The organism is Bradyrhizobium guangzhouense (assembly GCF_004114955.1).
Lineage (GTDB): Bacteria > Pseudomonadota > Alphaproteobacteria > Rhizobiales > Xanthobacteraceae > Bradyrhizobium > Bradyrhizobium guangzhouense.
The window spans coordinates 1,349,752-1,372,774 of the sequence record NZ_CP030053.1; the positions used below are offsets into that span (position 1 = coordinate 1,349,752).

22 protein-coding genes are annotated in these 23,023 nt (G+C 64.6%); 19 read left to right on the forward strand and 3 right to left on the reverse strand.

What is annotated here, in order from left to right; translation table 11 throughout:
* Positions 1–14: 14 nt before the first annotated feature.
* Positions 15–941, reverse strand: a complete 927-nt coding sequence (locus tag XH91_RS06595) for a LysR family transcriptional regulator (RefSeq protein WP_128949824.1) — start codon at positions 939–941, stop codon at positions 15–17.
* 184 nt (positions 942–1,125) lie between these two features.
* Here XH91_RS06595 and XH91_RS06600 point away from each other — a divergent pair, with 184 nt between their 5' ends.
* From XH91_RS06600 to XH91_RS06635, 8 genes are read left to right on the forward strand one after another with little or no spacing between them, the layout of a single operon-like run.
* Positions 1,126–2,049 carry an N-carbamoyl-D-amino-acid hydrolase gene (locus XH91_RS06600; protein WP_245477344.1) on the forward strand — a complete coding sequence of 308 codons (924 nt, stop codon included), beginning with the start codon at positions 1,126–1,128 and terminating at the stop codon, positions 2,047–2,049.
* Positions 2,050–2,105: 56 nt separating this feature from the next.
* A complete protein-coding gene (locus XH91_RS06605; RefSeq protein WP_128949826.1) occupies positions 2,106–2,933 on the forward strand; it encodes an ABC transporter substrate-binding protein in 828 nt (275 codons plus the stop codon).
* Complete coding sequence (locus tag XH91_RS06610) at positions 2,930–3,787, forward strand: amino acid ABC transporter permease (RefSeq protein ID WP_164938255.1); 858 nt, start codon at positions 2,930–2,932, stop codon at positions 3,785–3,787. The genes XH91_RS06605 and XH91_RS06610 overlap by 4 nt, the downstream gene beginning before the upstream one ends.
* Positions 3,784–4,548, forward strand: a complete 765-nt coding sequence (locus XH91_RS06615) for an amino acid ABC transporter ATP-binding protein (protein WP_128949828.1) — start codon at positions 3,784–3,786, stop codon at positions 4,546–4,548. Before XH91_RS06610 ends, XH91_RS06615 begins: the two co-directional genes overlap by 4 nt.
* A 16-nt stretch (positions 4,549–4,564) precedes the next feature.
* Complete coding sequence (locus XH91_RS06620; protein ID WP_128949829.1) at positions 4,565–5,380, forward strand: ABC transporter substrate-binding protein; 816 nt, start codon at positions 4,565–4,567, stop codon at positions 5,378–5,380.
* Positions 5,367–6,251, forward strand: a complete 885-nt coding sequence (locus XH91_RS06625; protein WP_128949830.1) for a polysaccharide deacetylase family protein — start codon at positions 5,367–5,369, stop codon at positions 6,249–6,251. Before XH91_RS06620 ends, XH91_RS06625 begins: the two co-directional genes overlap by 14 nt.
* A 21-nt stretch (positions 6,252–6,272) precedes the next feature.
* Positions 6,273–6,929, forward strand: coding sequence for an aspartate/glutamate racemase family protein (locus tag XH91_RS06630; RefSeq protein WP_128949831.1), 657 nt, complete (start codon positions 6,273–6,275; stop codon positions 6,927–6,929).
* Positions 6,930–6,975: 46 nt separating this feature from the next.
* On the forward strand, positions 6,976–8,349 hold the full coding sequence (locus XH91_RS06635) for an amidohydrolase family protein (RefSeq protein WP_128949832.1): 1,374 nt from the start codon (positions 6,976–6,978) through the stop codon (positions 8,347–8,349).
* Here XH91_RS06635 and XH91_RS06640 read toward each other — a convergent pair.
* The gene (locus tag XH91_RS06640; protein WP_128949833.1) at positions 8,346–9,245 is read right to left on the reverse strand and encodes a LysR substrate-binding domain-containing protein; all 900 of its coding nucleotides are present in this window, start codon (positions 9,243–9,245) and stop codon (positions 8,346–8,348) included. The two genes, XH91_RS06635 and XH91_RS06640, sit on opposite strands and share 4 nt — an antisense overlap.
* A gap of 274 nt (positions 9,246–9,519) precedes the next feature.
* On the opposite strand from XH91_RS06640, the gene XH91_RS06645 reads away from it, so the two are divergent.
* The 9 genes from XH91_RS06645 to XH91_RS06685 all read left to right on the forward strand — a co-directional run bounded on the left by XH91_RS06645 (position 9,520) and on the right by XH91_RS06685 (position 19,056).
* Entirely contained in the window at positions 9,520–10,557 is a 1,038-nt protein-coding gene (locus XH91_RS06645; RefSeq protein ID WP_128949834.1) for an ABC transporter substrate-binding protein, read from the forward strand.
* A gap of 27 nt (positions 10,558–10,584) precedes the next feature.
* On the forward strand, positions 10,585–11,625 hold the full coding sequence (locus XH91_RS06650; RefSeq protein WP_128949835.1) for an ABC transporter ATP-binding protein: 1,041 nt from the start codon (positions 10,585–10,587) through the stop codon (positions 11,623–11,625).
* Entirely contained in the window at positions 11,622–12,497 is an 876-nt protein-coding gene (locus tag XH91_RS06655) for an ABC transporter permease (protein ID WP_128949836.1), read from the forward strand. Before XH91_RS06650 ends, XH91_RS06655 begins: the two co-directional genes overlap by 4 nt.
* Positions 12,494–13,300: an ABC transporter permease gene (locus XH91_RS06660; RefSeq protein WP_128949837.1), complete on the forward strand. Its 807-nt coding sequence runs from the start codon at positions 12,494–12,496 to the stop codon at positions 13,298–13,300. Before XH91_RS06655 ends, XH91_RS06660 begins: the two co-directional genes overlap by 4 nt.
* Before the next feature lie 8 nt (positions 13,301–13,308).
* A complete protein-coding gene (locus XH91_RS06665) occupies positions 13,309–14,445 on the forward strand; it encodes an NAD(P)/FAD-dependent oxidoreductase (protein ID WP_128949838.1) in 1,137 nt (378 codons plus the stop codon).
* Between the two features lie 28 nt (positions 14,446–14,473).
* Entirely contained in the window at positions 14,474–14,770 is a 297-nt protein-coding gene (locus XH91_RS06670) for a (2Fe-2S)-binding protein (RefSeq protein WP_128949839.1), read from the forward strand.
* Positions 14,767–16,185: an FAD/NAD(P)-dependent oxidoreductase gene (locus XH91_RS06675; RefSeq protein ID WP_128949840.1), complete on the forward strand. Its 1,419-nt coding sequence runs from the start codon at positions 14,767–14,769 to the stop codon at positions 16,183–16,185. Before XH91_RS06670 ends, XH91_RS06675 begins: the two co-directional genes overlap by 4 nt.
* A complete protein-coding gene (locus XH91_RS06680; RefSeq protein ID WP_128949841.1) occupies positions 16,182–17,303 on the forward strand; it encodes an NAD(P)/FAD-dependent oxidoreductase in 1,122 nt (373 codons plus the stop codon). The genes XH91_RS06675 and XH91_RS06680 overlap by 4 nt, the downstream gene beginning before the upstream one ends.
* A gap of 160 nt (positions 17,304–17,463) precedes the next feature.
* Positions 17,464–19,056, forward strand: a complete 1,593-nt coding sequence (locus XH91_RS06685) for an ABC-F family ATP-binding cassette domain-containing protein (RefSeq protein WP_128949842.1) — start codon at positions 17,464–17,466, stop codon at positions 19,054–19,056.
* A 250-nt stretch (positions 19,057–19,306) separates the two neighbouring features.
* On the opposite strand, the gene XH91_RS06690 is transcribed toward XH91_RS06685, so the two are convergent.
* The gene (locus XH91_RS06690; protein WP_128949843.1) at positions 19,307–20,635 is read right to left on the reverse strand and encodes a dicarboxylate/amino acid:cation symporter; all 1,329 of its coding nucleotides are present in this window, start codon (positions 20,633–20,635) and stop codon (positions 19,307–19,309) included.
* 125 nt (positions 20,636–20,760) lie between these two features.
* On the opposite strand from XH91_RS06690, the gene XH91_RS06695 reads away from it, so the two are divergent.
* Both XH91_RS06695 and XH91_RS06700 read left to right on the forward strand, forming a co-directional pair.
* Positions 20,761–22,080, forward strand: a complete 1,320-nt coding sequence (locus XH91_RS06695) for a solute carrier family 23 protein (RefSeq protein WP_128949844.1) — start codon at positions 20,761–20,763, stop codon at positions 22,078–22,080.
* Positions 22,081–22,153: 73 nt separating this feature from the next.
* Positions 22,154–22,990, forward strand: coding sequence for an SDR family oxidoreductase (locus XH91_RS06700; protein WP_128949845.1), 837 nt, complete (start codon positions 22,154–22,156; stop codon positions 22,988–22,990).
* Positions 22,991–23,023 lie beyond the last annotated feature (33 nt).

Sequence of the window (23,023 nt, forward strand, 5' to 3'; positions counted from 1 at the left end):
GGTCAAAGGTGAGCTCAGTCGCTTCCTGCCCCATGTTGCTGGTGTGGCGCTGTGCACGCCAGGAGCGCGCTCTCCTTGCGGATCTCGCCGAGAAAGGCCTTTGCCAGGCGCGACAGCGGTTCGGCTTCCGACCATAACATATAGGCGACCGCGCGTGTCGTCGGCGTGAATGGCCGGACCACGAGGCCGTGTCCGCCGTTCTGTCGCGGCGAGAAGGGATCGACCACGGCGGCACCGACGCCGGCGGCCGCGAGCACGCAGGCCGTATTGCAATAGCGCACCTCGACCGCCGGCTGGAATGGTGCGCCGGCGCGCGCAAAACTGTCGCGCACGGCTTCGCCAAGCCGCGTGCCGCGTTCGAGCCCGATGAAGGGCAGGCCGGACAGGTCGGAAGCCGAGATCACGGACTTGCCTGCGAGCGGATGCTGCGGCGGCAGCACGCAAACCATCTCGCCGGTGTGCACCACCTCGTGCGCGATCCCAGGGTGATGCGTCAGTCCGAGCGCGAAGCCAAGCTCGGCGACGCGGCTCAGCACGCCTTCGATGATCCCTTCGTAGCGCCGGACATCGAAGAACACGCGCGTCTCCGGTCGTCGGCGCAGGAAGCCGGACAGCGCAGTGGGGATGATGCTGTAGGCGAGCGGCGGCGTCGCCACGATGGCGAGATGCCCGGCGCGATTCTCGCGCAGATCGCGCACGCGGTTCTCGAGCTTGGCGTGAAGCGCGAAGATCGCCTCGCTCTCCTTGTAGAGCGCCATCGCCTCCGCGGTCGGAAACAGCCGGTTGTTGATGCGCTCGAACAGCGCAAAGCCTGCCTGCGTCTCCATCGTCTTCAGCGCGTTGCTGACCGCAGGCTGCGACAGGGCCAGTTCGTCGGCCGCGGCGACCGTGGTGCGGTGGCGGATGACGGCACGCAGGATCTCGAGCTGGCGCAGGTTCATATCACTGCCTGTTATACTCTGGACCAAAACATCATAGCACGATGAATTGCTTTTGCAGCCCGGCCTGCGCCTAATGTCTTCGGATTTGCGCGTTGGATCAAAGGGTTCACTCGCCCATTGAGGCAGCATTGCGCACAGATTGGAGGCAATCTTGGTTCGTATCCTTCGCGCCGCCGCGGCCCAAATGGGGCCGACGCAAAAAGCCGATAGGCGCGAACATACGCTGTTGCGAATGCTGGTCATGCTGGAGGAGGCCGCCAGCCGCGGCGCCAGCCTCGTGGTGTTTCCGGAGCTGGCCTTCACCACGTTTTTTCCGCGCTGGCTTCTCGAGGGTGATGCGCTCGACCAGTATTTCGAGCGCGGGATGCCGAATCCGGCCGTGGCAAAGCTGTTTGACCGCGCGCGTGCGCTGCGCGTCGGCTTCTATGTCGGCTATGCCGAGCTGACCCCGGAAGGCCGCCGCTACAATTGCGCCATCCTGGTCGATCGCGACGGCGAGATCCTCGGCCGTTATCGCAAGGTACATCTGCCTGGCTCGGTCGAGCCGCGGGCGGGCGCGCGTTATCAGCAGCTCGAGAAGCGCTACTTTGAATATGGCGATCTCGGCTTTCCCGCCTTCCGTGCGGGATCTGCCTTGGCGCATGCGATCATGGGCATGATGATCTGCAACGATCGCCGCTGGCCGGAATCCTGGCGCGTGCTTGGCCTGCAAGGGGTGGAACTCGTCTGCATCGGCTACAATTCGGCGGCCTATGATCCCAATGGCGGCACTACCGAAGATGCTTCCTTGCGCACCTTCCACTCGACGCTGGTGACACAGGCCAACGCCTACATGAACGCGACCTGGGCGATCTCGGTGGCGAAAGCCGGCGACGAGGACGGCTCCGGCCTGATCGGCGGCTCCTGCATCGTCGATCCCAATGGCCGCATCGTCGCGCAGGCCGCGACCTTGACCGATGAAGTCATCGTCGCCGACATCGATCTCGACCTCTGCCGCCAGGGCAAGGACAAGATGTTCAATTTCGCCGCCCACCGGCGGCCAGAGCAATACAGGGTGATCACCGAGCGCGCCGGCGTCATCGAGCCGGCCGTGCTCGACGCGGACTGAGCAAATGGCACGGCGCTGGCAATGGTTCGGTCAAGCAAAAGGTCGAAGGAACTGACATGACACGCCTCTCGCTTTCCCTCGGCTTCGCAGCGCTGGCTGCCGTGACGTCCGCGCGAGCGGCCGAGCTTCCGGCTGACATCAAGCAGGCAGGCACGCTGAAACTCACAGTCAACTCGACCTACGCGCCGATGGAATATCGCGATCCTGCCAGCAACGAGCTGGTCGGGCTCGATATTGATCTCGCCAATGAACTCGCCAAGCGGCTCGGGAGTCTCAAGATCGTCTGGAGCGAGACGCCGTTCGCCGAGCTGATCCCTTCGCTCCAGACCAAGCGCGCCGATTTCATCATCTCCGGCATCTCCGACCGCGCCTCGCGGCGCGAGAGCGCCGACTTCGTCGATTACCTCACGACCGGTCCCCAGTTCTTCGTGATGGCGGAGAGCGCGGCGAAGGCCGCGACCGATCTCTGCGGCAGGAAGGTCGGCACCACGCGCAGCACCAGCTTCCCGGTCGAGATCGAGAAGTGGAGCAAGCTGAATTGCGAGGCGGCCGGCAAGCCGGCGATCCAATACGTGCCGGGCGAAAATTCGATCGACGTGCGCAATCAGCTCAGGCAAGGCCGCATCGACGCCGCGGTGCAGGGCAGCGAGACGTTGCCTTATGCGCAGACGCAGGAGCCCGGCAAATACCGCATCGTCGGCGAGGCTTTTGCCAAAGGCTATCAGGGCATCATGTTTCGCAAGGATGATGCAGCCTTGCGCGAGGTGGTGACGGAGAAGCTCACGGCGATGATCGCTGACGGTTCCTACAAAGCGATTCTCGACAAATGGGGTCTGGGCGCGAATGCGGTCACCCAGCCCATGCTGAACGCGGCGCCGCAATGAGGCCGGCGCCGGCACTCGCGGAGGGTTTTCCCGATCTCTCGGGAATGCAGATCGCGCGCGAGCCGCACTGGTTTCGCTGGATCAGCGCGGCCCTGATCGTCCTGGTGCTGGCGGCGATCGCGCGCGCCTTCGCGAATGGCCAGATCGAATGGTCCTATGTCAGCCGCTTCCTGACGGCAAAAGTCATTCTCGAAGGCATCGTCAATACCATGGTGATGGCGGTGCTGGCGATGGCGCTCGGCATCTTTCTCGGCATCGTCGTTGCGATCATGCGGCTGTCGCCCAATCCGGTGCTGAAGACGGTGGCTGCCGGCTACACCTGGCTGTTCCGCGGCACGCCTCTGATCCTGCAATTGCTGCTGTGGTTCAACCTGGCGCTGGTGTTTCCAAGCATCGGCATTCCCGGCCTGTGGAGCGCACGGGCGGTCGACGTCATGACGCCGTTCCTGGCGGCGCTGCTCGGGCTCGGCATCAACCAGGGCGCCTATACGTCCGAAGTCATGCGCGCCGGCATGTTGTCGGTCGATATCGGCCAATATGAAGCGGCGCAGGCCATCGGCATGGGGCGGTTGCGCGCGCTGCGCCGGATCATTCTGCCGCAGGCCATGCGCGTGGTGATCCCGCCGCTCGGCAACGAGTTCATCGGTATGGTGAAGGCGACCTCGCTGGCGAGCGTGATTCAGTATCCGGAGGTGTTGCACAACGCCGAGAACATCTACTACGCAAATTCCCGCGTGATCGAGCTCCTGATCGTCGCCGGGCTCTGGTATCTGCTCGTCGTGTCGATCCTGACCCCGCTGCAAATGCTGCTCGAACGCCGCTTTGCGCGCGGTACAGTGCGGCTCACACGATGACAAAGCCCCTCGTCGCGATCCGCTCCGTCAGCAAGAGTTTTGGCGAGTTCCAGGCTCTCAAAAGCGTTTCGCTCGACGTCCAGCCCGGCGAGGTGATGTGCCTGATCGGCGCCTCCGGCTCCGGCAAGACCACGCTGCTCCGTTGCATCAATCAGCTCACCGCGATCGATGCTGGCGGCATCTGGCTCGATGGCGAGCTGCTGGGCGTGCGCGAGCAGGGCGGGCGGCTTTATCGGCTTTCCGAGCAGCAGATCGGGCGGCAGCGGTTGAAGACCGGCATGGTATTCCAGCGCTTCAACCTGTTTCCGCACAAGACTGCACTGGAGAATATTACGGAGGGCCCGCTCCAGGTGCAGGGCCGCAAGCCAGATGAGGTTCGCGCAGAGGCTCTGGCGCTGCTTCGGCGCGTCGGCCTGTCTGCCAAGGCCGACGCATATCCCGCGCAGCTCTCCGGTGGCCAGCAGCAGCGCGTCGCGATTGCGCGCGCGCTCGCGATGAAGCCGATGCTGATGCTGTTCGACGAGCCGACCAGCGCGCTCGATCCGGAACTCGTCGGCGAGGTGCTCGCGGTCATGAAGGAGCTGGCAAAGAGCGGCATGACCATGATGGTGGTGACGCACGAGCTCGGCTTCGCGCGCGAGGTCGCCGACAGGGTCGTCTATATGGACCAGGGCGCGATCGTCGAGCAGGGGCGCGCGCCCGACGTGCTGGGTGCGCCGCGCGAGGCGCGCACCAGGGCATTTCTTTCGGCTGTGATCTGACATTGGGGGCGACTTGATGAAGAGAATCTTGGTTGCGGCGGCGCTGTTCGGCGCCATGACCGTGTCGGCTTTGGCGATTGATCTGCCGCCTGACATCGCCAAACGCGGCAGCCTCAAGGTGGGGCTGGTGCCGAACTATCCGCCGATGGAGTTCCGCGATCCTGCCACCAACGCGCTGTCCGGCTTCGACGTCGACCTCGGCGAGGCGCTCGGACGCAAGCTCGGCGTCAAGATCGAATGGACCGAGACCAGCTTTGCCGAATTCATGCCGTCGATCTCGACGGGCCGGGTGGATGCGATCCTGTCCGGCTTCACCGATTATGCGAGCCGGCACGAGATCGCCTCCTTTGTCGATTATCTGCGCAGCGGTCCAAAATTCTTCGTGCAGCAGTCCCGTGCGACGGAGTTCAAGGACATGGCCGTGTTGTGCGGCAAGAAAGTCGGCGCCAGCCGCCGGACCATGTTTCCGGCAGAGATCGACAAATGGAGCCAGAAGAATTGCGCCGGCAATCCGATCCAGTTCGTCGGCACCGACGGCTCGGCCGATGCGCGCACGCAGCTCAAGCAGGGCCGTATCGACGCCGCAGTGCAGGGCAACGAGACGCTGCCCTATTTGATGGATCTCGAGCGGGGCGCCTATGCGCCGGTCGGTGATCCCTTCGCAACGCAGTTCACCGGCATCGCACTGCCGGTTAAAGAGAAGGTGTTGCAGCAGGCGGTTGCCGACGCGCTCGATGCGTTGATCGCGGACGGGACCTACAAGACCCTGCTTGCCAAGTGGAAGTTGACAGATAACGCAGTCGAAAAGGCAACAATCAATGCTGGACAGTAAGGCCCTCCAGAGCATCCCGCTCACCCCAGCCAACACCGCGGATCCCGCGCCTGATTATCCGTGGCCCAAGCCGTTCAAATCGGCGATGTTCCTGTCCTTCGACGTTGATGCCGAGACCGCATGGACGAGCAAGGATGCGCTGCATGCGCAGCGGCTCATCACCATGAGCTATGGCGGCTACGAGGCGCGGGTCGGCACGCCGAAGCTGCTGGAACTGCTCGACCAACTCGATCTCAAGGCGACCTTCTTTGTCACGGGCTGGTCGGTCGATGCGCATCCGGCCATGGCGGAGGCCATCCTCAAGGCCGGTCACGAGATCGGCCATCACGGCTATCACCATCTGCTGCCGGATCCCGGCGATCCCTGGATCGAGGAGGAACTGGAGCGGGGTTTCGAGGCGCTGAAGCGCAGGCTCGGCGTGAAGCCATCAGGCTATCGCGCGCCTTACGGCGAATTCACCGAGGAACTGCGCGTCGCGCTGGTGCGTCACGGTATCGTCTACACGTCCTCGTTCCGTGACGACGTCAGGCCCTATCGTCATCGTCTCGCCGACGGCAAGCCCGGCACGATCGAGCTGCCGGTGACCGCGAGCTATGACGACTGGATGCATGGCCTCTCGGCCCGCTTCAGCCCCCGCTCGATCTTCCCCAAGGAGCATGTGCTCTCGATCTGGAAGGACGAACTGGATGAGGTGCGCGATTGGGGCGCGATGGTGACGACCGTGCTGCATCCGCAATGCAGCGGCCGTCCGATGCGTCTGCGCCTGCTGCGCGAGTTCCTCACCTATGCGAAGTCGTGCCCTGACGTCTGGATCACCACCGGCGAGAAGATCGCGGAAAACTTCCTGCGCCACGAGGCCGCCAACCGTTGAGAAGTGCCAGTGAGCCCTGCCATGACCCATCGCCGCATCCTCGTCATCAATCCCAACTCCTCGGCGTCGGTGACGGCGGCGATCGACGACGCGGTGGCGCCGTTGCGGATATCAGGCGGGCCCGAGATCGAGGTTGTCGGGCTTGCCGAGGGACCGCCGAGCATCAGCTCGCAGCGCGATGCCGACAGCGTCGTGATGCCGCTGGTGGGGCGCGTCTCGCGTGACGATGCAGACGCATTCGTGCTCGCCTGCTTCAGCGATCCCGGGCTGCATGCGGTGCGCGAGGCGGCGGACGGGCGCCCGGTGATGGGCATCGCCGAATGCGGCATCTTTCGTGCGCTGACACTCGGTGAGCGTTTCGGCATCATCGCGCTGTCGCCGTCCAGCATCCGCCGCCAGCAGCGCATGGCCCGGGTGATGGGCGTCGATGGCCGCTACGCCGGAAGCTGGTCGGTCGGCGCGAGCGCGGCGGAGACGGCAGGCGCGGACATCCGCGGCCGGTTGATCGAGGCAGGCCGCTCGCTGGTCACGCAATATCGCGCCGATGTCGTGGTGATGGGCTGTGCCGGCATGGCCTCGCATCGTGCCGCGATTGCCGATGCTATTGGCGTGCCCGTGGTCGAGCCGGCGCAGCAGGCGGTGGCCGTCGCGATCGGCGCGGTCTTGCTCAACACATGAAGTGCAAATCGTGGAGCTTCGACGTGTTCTGGAACGTGCGCCCCGCATGAGCACCACAGCAATCTTCGGCAGCTACGTGCTGTCACGCAAGGACGGCGCGCAGGACGTGCTGCGCGATCATTGGGTCCTGGTCGAAGGCAAGAAGATTGCCGCAGTCACGCGCGACAAGCCCAGTGCGGATCAAACTTACGACCGCCCCGGCCGCTTCGTGCTGCCGGGCCTGTTGAATTTGCACAATCATTGCTTCAGCGAGGCCGTGGCGCGCAGCCATAGCGAGGACGGCAACGGCCGCAAGAACAACCAGAGCATCGTCTACACGGTGCTGCTGCCGCTAACCAAGCGCGGCGCCGAAATCCTGTCGCCGGAAGAGCGGCTTGCGGTGGCGCGGCTCGGCATCCTCCAGCTTCTCAAGGGCGGCGCCACCACGGTGATGGAGCCGTTCCGCAACTCGATCCCGGAGATGTTCGACGCAGCGGAAGAGATGGGCATCCGCTTCTACGGCGCGCCCTATCTGTTTTCGACGTCCGACGCCAAAGCGGGCGCCGACGGCGTGGTCCGCTATTCCGGCGATGACGGCGCCGCCGACATGGCGACATGGGATGCGCTCTACCAGCGCTGGAACAATCGCGGCGATGGCCGCATCGGCCTCGCGATGAGCCCGCACGCCACCGACACCTGTGGTCCCGATCTGCTGAAAGCCTGCGCGACGCGGGCGCGCGAGCTCGGTGTGCCCATCACCACGCACATGGCGCAGAGCCGCGCCGAGGTCGAGACCATCGGCAAGCGCTATGGCGGCCGTACGCCGGCCGAGTATCTGGATTGGCTGGGCCTGCTGGCGCCGGATCTGATGGCCGCGCATTGCATGTTCAGCAGCGACGACGATCTCAAGCTGATGGCTGCGCGCGGCATGACTGTTCTGAATTGCCCGCGCGTGTTCGCGCGCGCCGGCGTCACCGCCGCCTTCAGCCGCTTCGCCGAGCACGGCGTGCGCACCGTTGTCGGCACAGATGGCTACAACATGGACCTGCTCGGCGAGCTCAACGCGGCCTCGCTGATCTCCAAGGTTACCTCAGCGCGCGCGGACGTCGCCAACTCACCGGCGCTGATCGAGGCGAACACGGTTGTCGCCGCCGACGTCATCAAGCGGCCGGACCTGGGCCGGATCGAGCCCGGTGCGACCGCCGATCTCACCGTCGTCGATCTCACCCATCCGCATCTCCAGCCGCTGTTCGATCCGCGCCGCGCGCTGATCGCGTTGGCCAATCGGGCCAATATCGATCAGGTCATGGTCGACGGCCGTGTGCTGGTGGATGAAGGACGCTATCTCGGTGCGGATGAAGCGGCGATCACAGCGGCGGGCACCGCCGCGATCGGCAAGATATGGGATCTGCCCGAGGCGCAGGCCGCGTTCAACGGCTAGCTCTCGAACTCCGCAAGCGACTTGCGCATGGTCTCGACCAGATCGAGCGCCACCGGCGAGGGGCTGCGCTGTGCCGGAAACACCGCGGAGAATTCGAAGTCGATGCGCGGCAGGAAGCGGCGCACGACGACGCCACGGGTGGAGAATTCCTGCGCGGTGAAGGGATCGCAGATCGCGACGCCCAGTCCCGATGACACCATGCCGCACATGATCTCGGACAGCGCGGTCTCCACCCGCAGCACGCGGCGGACGTCGTGACGATGGAAGATCTGGTCGACCAGATGCCGGCTCGAGGAGCCCGCCGAGAGCGAGATGAAGGTCTCGCCCTCGAAGTCGCGCGGTTCCAAGACTTCTTTCTCCGCGAGACGATGTCCGCTCGGCAGCACCGCAACGCGCGCCGGCGCCGGCAGCTTCTGGCTCGGCAGGCCGGAATGTGCGATCGGCACCTCGGCAAAGCCGACGTCGCATTGATTGTTCAGCACCCAATCGACCACGATCGGCGAGATCACGCCGAAGAAGGCGAGGTTGAGATTCGGCCGCTCCTTCAGGAAGTGACCGGTGAGCCGCGGCAGATAGCCGTTCGACAGCGCCGGCAGTGCTGCGATCCGCAGCGAGCCGGTGCGGCGTCCCCGGATTTCCTCCGCTGCCGCGGTGATGCGTTCGAGGCCGACGAAGGAGCGCTCCACCTCGGTATAGAGCGCCATCGCTGCCGCGGTCGGCACGAGGCCGGTGCCGCGCCGCTCGAACAGCTCCATCTTCAACAGCGCCTGGAGGTCACGGAGCAACCGGCTGACCGCCGGCTGGGTCACCGCCATCAGCGTTGCCGCTTCGGTGACGCTGCCGGTCAGCATCATTGCGCGGAAAGCCTCCACCTGCCGCGAATTGATCCGGACCATCGCAAATCTCATTCATAACATTAAGGCATGTAGAGGGTGCCATTATTCATTGGACGATGGAAGCTGGGGTCTGCGATCTTTTTCATCAGAGCTGAAGACAGACCGCTTTTTCGGCAGATTGGGGCTCAAAACACCCAAATCGCGCCAAAACCCGTCAAGCAGGGGCCGGAGCCCTGGTTGGGGGCGGGGTTTGCGCGGAAGGAAAATGCGGAAGTCGCTTCGGCCAGGGATTTGTCGGCACGTCACCTCATTCCGGTATTGGAGATCGGTCCACATGAAGACTCTTCGCCTCCTGACCGCGGTCAGCATCGCAGCGCTCATCGCCACCCCGACGGCCGTCTCGGCCCAGCAGAAAACGCTCTATGTCGCCGGCTATGGCGGCTCGTTCGAGAAGACCATCCGCGACGAGGTGATCCCGACCTTCGAGAAGGAGAACAACGTCAAGGTCGAGTACGTCGCCGGCAACTCCACCGATACGCTGGCAAAACTCCAGGCGCAGAAGGGCAACCAGCAGATCGATGTCGCCATCGTCGACGATGGCCCGATGTACCAGGCGATCCAGCTCGGCTTCTGCGGCAAGCTCGACGGCCTGCCGGCTGCCGATCTCTACGACACCGCGCGCTTCAAGGACGATCGCGCGGTCGCGATCGGCATCGTCGCGACCGGCCTCATGTACAACACCAAGGTGTTTGCCGAGAAAGGCTGGGCGCCGCCGACCTCGTGGAACGATCTGAAGGATACGAAATACGCAAAACAGCTCGTGATTCCGCCGATCAACAACACCTATGGCCTCGAAGCGCTGGTGATGCTGTCCAGGATGAACGGCGGCGGCGAGGCCAACGTCGATTCCGGCTTCAAGATCTTCAAGGACGAGATCAATCCGAACGTGCTGGCCTACGAGCCGTCGCCGGGCAAGATGACCGAGCTGTTCCAGTCCGGCCAGGCCGTGATCGCGGTGTGGGGCACCGGGCGCGTGAAGAGCTTTGCCAACACCGGCTTCCCCGTCGACTTCGTCTATCCGAAGGAAGGCGCGGCGACGCTGCTGACGACGGCGTGTCCGATCAACAAGCCCAACGCCTCGCCGCTGGCGTCCAGCTTCGTCAAGATGCTGCTCGATCCAAAAATCCAGCTCGTGATGCTGAAGGACTACGGCTACGGCCCGGTGCTGAAATCGCTGAAGGTGCCGTCCGAGCTCGGCAAGATGGCGCCGATCGGCGAGCGTGCCGCAAAACTCTATAATCCTGATTGGACCACCATCAACGAGAAGCGCGAGGAGTGGACCAAGCGCTGGAACCGCGAGGTCGAGCGCTGATCTGATCGTCCGCAGCGGAGAGAGCGCATGGCCTATCTCGAGCTCGATCGGCTAGCAAAGCAGTTCGGCACGCAGACTGTGGTCGACGACTTCAGTCTGTCGGTGGGGAAGGGGGAGTTCATCTCCTTCCTCGGCCCCTCCGGCTGCGGCAAGACCACGACCTTGCAGATGATCGCGGGCTTCCTCGACCCCACGCGCGGCGCGATTCGCCTGGAGGGCAAGGACCTGACTGCGATCCATCCGGCCAAGCGCGGGCTCGGCATCGTGTTCCAGAGCTACGCGCTGTTTCCGCACATGACCGCGGCGGAGAACGTCGCGTTCGGCCTCGAGATGCGTGGCGTGCCGCGCAACGAACGGGCCGAGCGCGTGCGCGCCGCGCTCGCGATGGTCGGCCTCGCCGGTTATGAGGACCGCCACCCCCGCCGCATGTCCGGCGGCCAGCAGCAGCGCGTGGCCCTGGCGCGCGCGCTGGTGATCAAGCCGAGCGTGCTGCTGCTCGACGAGCCGCTGTCGAACCTCGACGCAAAGCTTCGCGAGGAAATGCAGATCGAGCTGCGCCAGATCCAGCGCACCATCGGCACCACCACCATCCTCGTCACTCACGACCAGAACGAGGCGATGTCGCTCTCCGGCCGCATCGTGGTGATGAGCCAGGGCAAGATCGAGCAGATCGGCACGCCGCAGGAAACCTATGAGCGGCCGGCTTCGGCCTTCGTCTCGCAGTTTTTGGGCAAGACCAACGACTTCGCCGGGACGATCGATCGAACCGCAGCATCGGCACGGATCGTCGCTGGATCGTGGAGCGCGCCGGCGCCTGCTGGCCTTAATGGCGTAGTCACGGTGAGCATTCGCCCCGAGCGCATCGGCTTCGGTGACGCCGGGCTCGGCGCAAAGATCGTCACGCGCATCTTCCAGGGCAATCACTGGCTGTTCCAGTGCGACAGCGAATGCGGCCCGGCGATCGTGATCCGCCAGAATGACGGTCTCAGTCAACCGGCTGAAGGCGAGGATGTGCGTCTCACTTGGCGTCCGGAAGACATGAGCGTGCGCACGAGGGCTGGCGCATGAGTGCGGCCACCGAGGCGCGCAGCGCACGTGCGCCCTGGGCGCTGACCGCGCCCGCCTTGATGCTCTTCGTCGGCGTGCTGCTGATCCCGCTCGCCATGACCGTGATGCTGTCGTTCCATGATTGGGGCCAGTACAAGGGCATCGAGCCGGTCTTCATCCTGAAGAACTGGCGGGAGATCGCGACCGATCCCTACTACGCCGAAATGTTCTGGCGGACCTTTCGCATCGGGATCCTGACCACGCTGCTCACCGCCGTCCTGGGCGCACCCGAGGCCTATATCCTCAACCGCATGAGCGGCCGCTGGAAGAGCTTCTTCCTGCTGGTCATTCTCGGCCCGCTGCTGATCTCCGTGGTGGCGCGCACGCTCGGCTGGGCACTGCTGTTCGGCGGCAACAACGGTCTCGTCAACAAGCTCTTGATGTCGCTTGGCGCAATCCATTCCCCCATTCCCTTCATGTTCACCGAAACAGGCATGGTGGTGGCGCTGGCGCATGTGATGATGCCGTTCATGGTGCTGTCGGTCTGGGCGGCTCTGCAGCGGCTCGATCCGCAGATCGAGAACGCGGCGATGTCGCTCGGCGCGGGACCTGTCACCATCATCCGACGCATCATCATGCCGCAGATCATGCCTGGCGTGTTGTCGGGCGCGATCATCGTCTTTTCGCTCTCGGCCAGCGCTTTCGCGACGCCCGCGATCATCGGCGGCCGCAGGCTGAAGGTCGCAGCCACGCTCGCCTATGACGAGTTCCTCAACACGCTGAACTGGCCGCTCGGCGCGGCGGTCGCGACGCTCTTGCTGGCGGCGTTGGTGCTGATCGTCGTCGGCAGCAATGCCTTGATCGAACGCCGCTACGCCGAGGTGTTCCGATGAGACGGAACGGCCCGCTTGCGCTGATCTTCCACGGCATCTTCGTCATCGTCATGGTGGCGCCGATCCTGGTGGTCTGCCTCGTCGCCTTCACGCCCGAGGGCTTTCTGTCGCTTCCGACCAATGGATTCTCGCTGCGCTGGTTCAGGGCGATCGGGCAATATCCGGAATTCATCCATGCCTTCTGGGTCAGCCTTGGTCTCGGCGCACTGTCATCCTTCGTCGCGCTGCTGTTCGCCGTGCCCGCAGCACTGGCAATCGCACGCTATCGCTTCCGCGGCCGCGATGCGCTGGCGGCACTGTTCCTGTCGCCGCTGATGATCCCGCATGTGGTGCTCGGCATCGCCTTCCTGCGTTTCTTCACATCCGTTGGCTTCGGTGGCAGCTTCACCGCGCTGATCATCGCCCATGTCATCATCGTGTTTCCGTTTGCGCTGCGCCTGACGCTGGCAGCGGCGACCGGCATGGACCGCACGGTCGAGATGGCCGCAGTCTCGCTCGGCGCCGGCGGCTGGACGTTGTTCCGCCGCGTGACCTTGCCGCTGATCATGCCCGGCGTCATCAGCGGCTGGGCGCTCGCCTTCATTCAGTCCTTTGACGATCTGACGATGACCGTCTTCCTCGCCGCGCCCGGCACCGAGACGTTGCCCGTGCGCATGTTCCTTTATATCCAGGACAACATCGATCCGCTGGTGACCTCGGTCTCGGCCTGCGTGATCGCTGTGACCATGACCGCCCTCATTCTGCTCGACCGTTTCTACGGGCTCGACCGCGTGCTCGCCGGCAAGGGCGATCCGGGACGATAGGAGAACCCATGCGAACTGAATACGACGTCGCCGTCGTCGGCGGCGGATTGCTCGGCTCCGCCATCGCCTGGGGCCTCGGCCGGCTCGGCAAGAGCGTGGCCGTGCTCGACGAAGGCGACATCACCAAGCGCGCCTCGCGCGCCAACTTTGCGCTGGTCTGGGTGCAGAGCAAGGGCCTCGGCATGCCCGCTTACACGGTCTGGACCGTGCAGGCCTCGCAAGCCTGGGGCCGGCTGGCGTCCGAACTGAAGCAGCAGACCGGTCTCGACGTCGCGCTCCAGCAAAATGGCGGCTTCCATCTCACGCTCGGCGAGGACGAATTCGGCCAGCGCACGGAGCTCGTCACGCGCATGCATAACCAGGCCGGCGCCGCCGATTACAAGATGGAGATGCTCTCGGCGTCGGACGTCAAGAAGTCGCTGCCGCTGATCGGCCCTGAGGTTTCCGGCGGCAGCTATTGTCCGCTCGATGGTCACGTCAATTCGCTGCGCACGTTCCGCGCCTTTCACACCGGCTTCAAGGCATTCGGCATCGATTATTTCCCGGAGCGTCCGGTCTCTGCCATCAGCAGGAGCGGCGGCGAATTCTGCCTGACCACGCCGAAAGGCGAGCTACGCGCCGCCAAAATCGTGCTCGCCGCGGGCAACGCCAACCAGATGCTGGCGCCGATGGTAGGCCTCCACGCGCCAATGGGGCCGACGCGCGGCCAGGTCGTGGTGACCGAGCGCACCATGCCGTTCCTGCCGCATCCCCTCACCACGATCCGCCAGACCGACGAAGGCACGGTGATGATCGGCGACAGCAAGGAAGACGAGCTGGATGATCGTACGCTGAAGCCGTCGATCAGCGGCGTGATGGCCGATCGCGCGCAGCGCATGTTCCCGCATTTGTCGCGGCTCAACGTTGTCAGGAGCTGGTCCGGCATCCGTGTCATGCCGCAGGACGGCTTTCCGATTTACGATCAGTCGGAGACCCATCCCGGCGCCTTCGTCGCCTGCTGCCATTCCGGCGTGACGCTCGCCTCCAACCATGCCTTCGAGATCGCGCGCATGGTGGCGCAGGGCGCGCTCGAGCCTGAGCTGGTCGGCGCGTTTTCCGCGAGCCGTTTTGGCGGTGCGGGCGCGGCAAACAACAGCGGCTATTAGAAATTCTGGGGGGAGCCACGAGGCATCCATGTTTAGACGATCCGAACAGGACAAACGTCCGCAAGTGCAGATCTTCGTCGACGGCGTCGCCGTCGCGGCGCGCCAGGGCGACACCGTCTCTGCCGCATTGCTGGCCTCCGGCCAAGATGCAAGGCGCTCTACAGCAGTGAGCGGTGCGCCGCGTTTGCCCTATTGCATGATGGGCGTGTGCTTCGACTGCCTCGTCACCATCGACGGCGTCGGCAATCGCCAGGGCTGCCTCGTTCCCGTCGCCGAGGGTATGCAGGTCGAGATCCAGAAGGGCAAGCGGGAGATCGGACGATGAGTGTGGCTCCCAAGCGCGAAGACTACGACGTCGTGGTGATCGGTGCAGGGCCCGCGGGCCTCGCGGCCGCTGCGACCTCTGCCGAAGCCGGCCTATCGACGCTGCTGCTCGACGAGAATATCGGTCCGGGCGGGCAGGTGTTCCGCGCTATTTCGTCCACGCCGGTGATCGATCGCAGCCAGCTCGGCGCGGACTATTGGGTCGGTGCCGATCTCGTGCAGTCGCTCCGTGCGAGCAGTGCCGAAGTCATTCATCGTGCGACGGTGTGGAGCCTCGACCGCAATCTCGACATCGCCGTCTCGATCGGCGGTGCCTCCGCCTTCGTCAAAGCCAAGCGCGTGATCCTTGCGACCGGCGCGCTGGAGCGCCCGTTCCCGATTCCCGGCTGGACGCTGCCGGGCGTGATGACCGCGGGTGCCGCGCAGACCATGCTGAAGTCCTCGGCGCTGGTGCCGGACGGCCGCACCGTGATCGCAGGGCAGGGGCCGCTGCTCTGGCTGCTCGCCGCACAGATCCTGCGCCTCGGCGGCCGCATCGATCGCATCCTCGATACCACCGAGCGCGGCAATTATTTCGCCGCGCTGCCTCATGCCTTCGCTTTCCTGACATCGCCCTATTTCGCCAAGGGCCTGTCGATGATGCGCGAGGTGAAGGCCAAGGTGCAGGTTGTCTCCGGTGTTACCGAGCTTTCTGCATCCGGCGACGGCCAGCTTGCGAGCGTGAGCTATGTCGCGGGTGGAAGGCGCGAGACCATTCCTGCGGATTTGCTGCTGCTGCATCAGGGCGTCGTGCCCAACGTCAATTTGGCGATGGCAGCCGGCATCGAGCATCGCTGGGATGATCTGCAATTGTGCTGGTCGCCCGTGCTGGATGCGAACGGTCGTTCATCGGTCGCGGGCATCGCGATCGCCGGCGATGGTGCCGGTATCGGCGGCGCGAATGCCGCGGTGGTGCGTGGCCGCATCGCGGCCCGTGCGGCGGTGGAAGCACTGGCGCCCGCGGTTGCGGCAAAGCTGCCCGCGATGGCAATGCTCCGCGCCGATCTCGCCAAGGCCGAACGCGGCCGCGTCTTCCTCGACACGCTGTTCCGCCCCGCGCCGCAATTCCGCATTCCCTCTGGCGATACCATCGTTTGTCGCTGCGAGGAGGTCACCGCCAAGGACGTGCTCGACTCCGTCGCGATCGGCGCGACCGGGCCGAACCAGCTCAAGGCCTATCGCCGCACCGGCATGGGTCCGTGCCAAGGCCGGCTCTGCGGCCTTACCGTCACCGAGCTGATGGCGCAGGCGCGCGGTAAGACCCCGCAGGAGATCGGCTACTACCGGCTGCGTGCACCGGTGAAGCCGATCACCCTCGCCGAGCTCGCCGCCGTCCCGAAAACGGAAGACGACGTCAAGGCCGTGGTGCGCGGATGACTGCGAATGTGGATGCGATCGTCATCGGCGGCGGCATCCACGGATGCTCGACGGCGCTCCATCTGTGTCTCGCCGGCCTGAAGCCGGTGCTGATCGAGAAGGACTATGCCGGCCGCCACGCCTCCGGCGTCAATGCTGGCGGCGTGCGCCAGCTCGCCCGGCATATCCCGGAGATTCCGCTGTCGATCCGCTCGATGGGGATCTGGGAGAAGATTTCAGATCTTCTCGACGACGATTGCAGCTTCGAGAGCCATGGCCAGGTTCTGGTCGCGGAGAACGAGGACGAACTCGCCGTCTGCCGCGCGCGCGTGGCCGAGCTCAATGCGCTGGGCTTTACCCATGAAGAGCTGATCGATGCGGTCGAGCTGCGGCGCCTCGTGCCCGCGGTGGCCGAGACCTGCCCCGGCGGCGTGGTTTCGCGCCGCGACGGCGCGGCCAATCCGGCGCAGACGACGACGGCGTTCCGGCGCAAAGCCGAGCTGCTCGGCGCCACGGTGCGCGAAGGCGTAGCCGCCGGCAATATCCGGCATAGCGACGGCCTTTGGCGCGTCGATGTCGGCTCGGAGAGCTTTGCCGCGCCAGTACTGGTGAATGCCGCCGGCGCCTGGGCCGGCAAGATCGCCGCCGCGCTCGGCGAGCCCGTCCCGGTCGAGACCGTGGCGCCGATGCTGATGATCACCTCGCGCGTACCGCATTTCATCGACCCTGTCGTGATCCTGCGTGGTCGGAAACTCTCCTTCAAGCAATTCAAGAACGGTACCGTGCTGATTGGCGGCGGCCACCTGGCAACGCCCTACCAGGACCGCAACGAGACGGTGCTGGACTGGAAGAGCCTCGCCATCAGTGCCCGCACCGTGTTCGAGCTGTTCCCGGTGATGCGCAGCGCCACTATCGTCCGTGCCTGGGCTGGCATCGAGGCGAAGATGAAGGACGACATCCCGGTGTTCGGACCGAGCAGCCGCCACAAGGGGCTCTATCACCAGTTCGGCTTCTCGCTGCACGGTTTTCAGCTCGGCCCCGGCGCCGGCGCCGTGATGGCGGAGCTGATCGTCAATGGCGGCACCCAGACCCGCATCAACGATCTCGGCATCGATCGCTTCCATCCTTCCGCGCCTTAAGGCAAAATCATCGGCGTCGCCGATCTCGGCGGCCTCGCCAGGGACCCGGCTTGATCTTGCCGCCCGACCGGACTATGAGCAGGGCTCTCATCAAGGATATCAACAGTCATGGATTTTACCCCGATCGCAACGCCCAACCGCATTGCTCACGGGGAATTCCATGCCTGCTTCCATCATCCTGTCACGCCTGTCGCTGTCCACACCTGACGGCCGTTCGCTCCTCTCCAACATCGATCTGACCTTCGGCGCGGAACGCGCCGGCCTCGTCGGCCGCAACGGCGTCGGCAAGACGACGCTGCTTGTTGCGATCACGGGCGAGCACGTTCCGCAATCCGGACGCATCGTCGTCAACGGCACCGTTGGGCTCCTGCGCCAGGAGGCGCAGCTGCGCGCGGGGACAAGGGTCGTCGACCTCTTTGGCGCGCGCCATGCCCTGAATCTGCTTCGCCGGGCGGAACGTGGCGAGGCCTCGGCCGGGGATGTCGCCGAGGTCGACTGGACCCTCGAGACGCGGCTCGCGTCCGCTCTTGCGCGCGTCGGCTTCGATATCGCGCCCGACACGGAACTGGATCAATTGTCCGGCGGGCAGATTACGCGCATTCGTCTCGCGGCGCTGCTGTTTGTCGAGCCGGATTTCCTGCTGCTGGACGAACCCACCAACAATCTCGATCGGGACGGGCGACGTGCCGTGATTGATCTGCTCGCCGCCTGGCGTGGCGGCGCAATCGTCGTCAGCCATGACCGGGCTCTGCTGGAGACCATGGACAGCATCGTCGAGCTGACCTCGCTTGGCGCGACGTGTTACGGCGGCAACTGGCGCAGCTATCGCGCGCAGAAGGCCGTCGAGCTCGCCGCCGTCAGGCACGACCTCGCACATGCCGAGAAGCATTTATCAGAGATCGAGGGCAAGGCGCAGGAAGCGGCCGAGCGCAAGGCGCGCAAGGACAGCGGTGGCAAGAAGAAGCGCGCCAAGGGCGACATGCCACGGATCCTTGCGGGCGCGCGCAAGGACCGCAGCGAAGACAGCGGCGGCAAGGCCGCAGAGATCGCCGAGCGGCGGCGCGCGGAGGCTCTGGATGCGGTCGACGCCGCACGTCGCCGCGTCGAGATCCTTCAGCCGTTGTCCGTAAAACTGCCATCGGCCCAGCTGCCAGCGGGCAGGGAAGTGGTCTGGCTTGACCGCGCCAGTGCGGGGTATCACCCGGAGCGACCGATCCTGCGCGATCTATCGCTTGCCATCGTCGGGCCGGAGCGCGTCGCGATTGTCGGGCCCAACGGCTCCGGCAAGACAACCCTGCTGAAGCTCATCGCCGGTGAGCTGCGCCCTGTCGCGGGCACGGTGCGAGTCAGGCCAGGCTTCGCACTGTTCGACCAGAAGGTCAGCCTGCTCGATCCTGCGATCTCGATCCTCGACAATTTTGGGCGTCTCAATCCGAGAGCGGGGGTGAATGAATGCCATGCCGCGCTGGCTCGTTTCATGTTTCGCGCGGATGCGGCGCTGCAGCTCGTCGGCAGCCTGAGCGGCGGCCAGCTGTTTCGCGCGGGCCTCGCCTGCGTGCTGGGGGGATCGATGCCGCCATCGTTGCTGATCCTGGACGAGCCGACCAATCACCTTGACCTCGACTCCATCGAAGCCGTCGAAGCGGGCCTGCGAGCCTATGATGGCGCGCTGCTCGTCGTCAGTCACGATGAGACGTTCCTGGAGGCCATTGGGATCACACGCCGGCTCGATCTGGCCGATCGTTCCGGCTGACGGAACAATGATACCGGCTCGCGGCCGGCGGCGCCTACCAATGCTGACGATGCAAACCTTGACAGCGCAGATCGCCTGACAATTCTTCAAAAACCCGACGCTCTGCCCCCAGCGCGTCGGGTGGAATGGATGAGTATCAATCCGTGATCCCAACCCTGGTGTTGTGACTCCAGTCCTACCGATTTTCTACTCCGGGAAACTACCGCAACGGAACCGGGCGGCGTCTGCCTTCGATCTTCGCGCGGCGACTCTACACACCACCGCCGGGCTCCAGCGCTTCGCCGAGCTCCAGCGGATGCGCCATGGTCGCGTGCAGCGCCTCGCGGTCGAGCTCGCCTTCCGAGATGCTGATGACGACACAGGCGACACCATTGCCGATGAGGTTGGTCAGCGCACGGCACTCGCTCATGAACTTGTCGATGCCGACCAGGATCGCGATCGACTGGATCGGGATGTCAGGCACGATCGACAGCGTCGCTGCAAGCGTGATGAAGCCCGCGCCTGTCACCCCGGATGCGCCCTTCGAGGTGATCATCGCGATGCCGAGAATGCCGAGCTCCTGCCAGATCGTCAGATGCGTGTTGGTCGCCTGCGCCAGGAACAGCGTCGCCAGCGTCATATAGATGTTGGTGCCGTCGAGGTTGAAGCTGTAGCCGGTCGGGATCACGAGGCCGACCACCGAGCGCGAGGCGCCGAGATGCTCCATCTTCTGGATCATCTGCGGCAGCACTGTCTCCGACGAGGAGGTGCCGAGCACGATCAGGAGCTCGTCCTTGATATAAGCGATGAAGCGAATGATGGAGAAGCCGGCAAGCCGCGCGATCGAACCCAGCACGATCAGCACGAACAGGATGCTGGTGAGATAGAATGTGCCGATCAGGGCGGCGAGGTTGAGCAGCGAACCGAGGCCGTATGCGCCGACGGTGAACGCCATCGCGCCGAACGCGCCGATCGGTGCCGCGCGCACGATGATGCGGATGATGCCGAAGAACATCTTGGCGGCCTTGTCGATCGCTTCCGCGATCGGCTCGCCTGATTTCCCGAGGAAGGCGATGGCGAATCCGGAGAGGATCGAGACCAGCAGCACCTGCAAGAGATCGCCGCGCGCGATCGCGCCCACATAGCTGTCGGGAATGATCGCCATCAAATGGGCGACGATGCCGTCTTCATGCGCCTTGGACACATAGGTCGCGACCGATTTCGGATCGATGGTGGCGGGATCGATGTTGAAGCCGTGCCCGGGCTGGAGAATCTCGCCCACCAAGAGACCTATGGCGAGCGCGACGGTCGAGACCGTCTCGAAATAGATCAGCGATTTCAGTCCGACCCGGCCGACGCGCTTGAGATCGCCCATCGAGGAGATGCCGTGCACGACGGTGCAGAAGATGACAGGCGCAATCATCATCTTGATCAGCGCGATGAAGGCGTCGCCGAGCGGCTTCAGGGATTTGCCGAGGTCCGGATAGAAATAGCCGATGAGCACCCCGAGCACGATCGCGATCAGCACCTGGACATAGAGGATCTTGTACCAGGGCTGGTGCCGGCGGTGGACGGCTGGCTGGATCGCAATCTGTGCCATAAAATTTAATCCCGAAACGCATTGATCTTGCATGATTTACATCATCTGATGATCACAGCATAAGCAACAATCACATTTTTGTCGGATCGCACGAACATCAATCGCTGCGCCGCAATGGGGGGAACATGTCGAACGCATCAGGCGCGGACGAGCAATCGCAACGCTATTTTCCGCGTTGGAAGCTGAAGACCTCGGGTGTGATCATGCCCGGGGAGCGGTTGCCATGGGGACAGACCGTCGTCTCCGGCCTCCAGCATTGCGTTGCAATGTCTGGCTCGACGATCATCGCGCCGCTGTTGATGGGATTCGATCCCAATGTTGCGGTCCTGTTCTCCGGCATCGGCACTCTGATCTTCTTCGTCATCGTCGCGGGGCGCGTGCCGAGCTATCTCGGCTCCAGCTTCGCGTTCATCGCCGTCGTCCTCGCCGCCACCGGCTACACCGGGCACGGACCGAATCCGAACATCTCGGTCGCGCTCGGCGGTATCGTCGGGGCCGGGGTGCTCTATGGCGTGATCGCACTGATCGTGATGTGGTCGGGCATCGGTTGGGTCGAGCGCCTGATGCCGCCGGCTGTCACCGGCGCCGTGGTCGCCGCGATCGGCCTCAACCTTGCGCCGGTGGCGGTCAAGGCGGTGAGCGCGAACGCGTTCGAGACCTGGATCGGGCTTGCGACCGTTCTGATGATCGGCGTGGTTGCGGTGGCCGCCCCTGGCCTATGGCGCCGCTTGCCGATCATCCTGGGCGCAATCGGCGGATATCTGTTGTACCTGCTGTTCGCGAACGGCCTCGGCTTCGGTAAGCCGATCGACTTCGCGCAGCTCTCGGCCGCGCCGTGGTTCGGCCTGCCGAATTTCACCACGCCGACCTTCCGGGCGGATGCCATCTTCCTGATCGCGCCGGTTGCGGTCGTCCTCGTCGCCGAGAACCTCGGTCACATCAAGGCCGTCGGTGCGATGACGGGCCGCAGCCTCGATGCCTATCTCGGCCGCGCTTTGCTTGCTGACAGCCTTGCAACGATCGTGGCGGCCTGCGGCGGCGGCACCGGTGTCACCACCTATGCCGAGAACATCGGCGTCATGGCGGCGACGAAGGTCTATTCGACCCTGCTGTTTGCGTTCGCGGCCACCGTGTCGGTCCTGCTCGGCTTCTCGCCGAAATTCGGCGCGCTGATCCTGTCGATTCCGGGGCCCGTCATCGGCGGGCTTTCGATCGTGCTGTTCGGATTGATCGCGGCGATGGCGGGCCGGATCTGGGTCGAGAACAAGGTTGACTTTGCCAATCCGGCGAATTTGATCACCGTCGCTGTGGCGCTGACCGCAGGGGCCGGCGATCTCACGCTCAAATTCGGCGCGTTCACGATCGGCGGAATCGGCACCGCGACCTTCGGCGCGATTATCCTGTATCAGATCCTGACCTCGCCGATCGCGCGCCGCGCGGAATGAATCCCAGCGATGCGCGGACAGGGTGGAACAAAACCTCGGTTCCATCCATGATGATGCATCCCGGAGAATACTCATGCCACAAACCGATCTCTCACCTGCCTTTCCTTCGCGCCTCATTGGCCGCTATGCGCTGGTGACCGGCGCCTCCCAGGGCATCGGCCGTGCCGTTGCGATCAGGCTCGCCCAGGAAGGCGCGACCGTCGCCATCAATTATTTTGATCATCGCGGGAGGGCTGAGGAAACGCTTGCGCTGGCCACGACCGGATCGAGCGATCGCGGCCACGGCAAGCTCGACCATGTCATCGTCAAGGCCGACGTCAGCAACGAACAGGAGGTCACTGCGATGTTCGAGACGATCCTGGCGCGCTGGAAGCGTCTCGACTGTCTCGTCAACAATGCCGGCTTTCAGCAGGAATCGCCCAGCGAGGCGCTCGACATCGAGGCCTATCGCCGCATCATCGACGTCAATCTCAACGGCGCCGTGCTCTGCGCGCAGAAGACACTGGCGCATTTCGTCGCGCGCGGTGGGGCTGGCTGCATCATCAACTGCTCCAGCGTCCACCAGATCATTCCCAAGCCCGGCTATCTCGCCTATTCGATCAGCAAGGGCGGGATGGCCAATCTGACGCGTACGCTGGCGCTGGAGTTTGCCGGCCGCGGCATTCGCGTCAATGCGGTTGGCCCCGGCGCGATCGACACGCCGATCAACGCGGCCTGGACCGGCGATGCCGAGAAGCGGGGCACCGTCACCAGCCACATTCCGCTCGGCCGCGTCGGCAAGCCGGAGGAGATGGCCGCCGTATTCGCCTTCCTCGCCTCCGACGATGCCAGCTACATCACCGGGCAAACCATCTATGCCTGCGGTGGTCTGACCTTGTTTCCGGAGTTTCGGGACAACTGGGCGAGCTAGAGGCGTGATCTGGCAAAATGCCGCGGCGCGGAC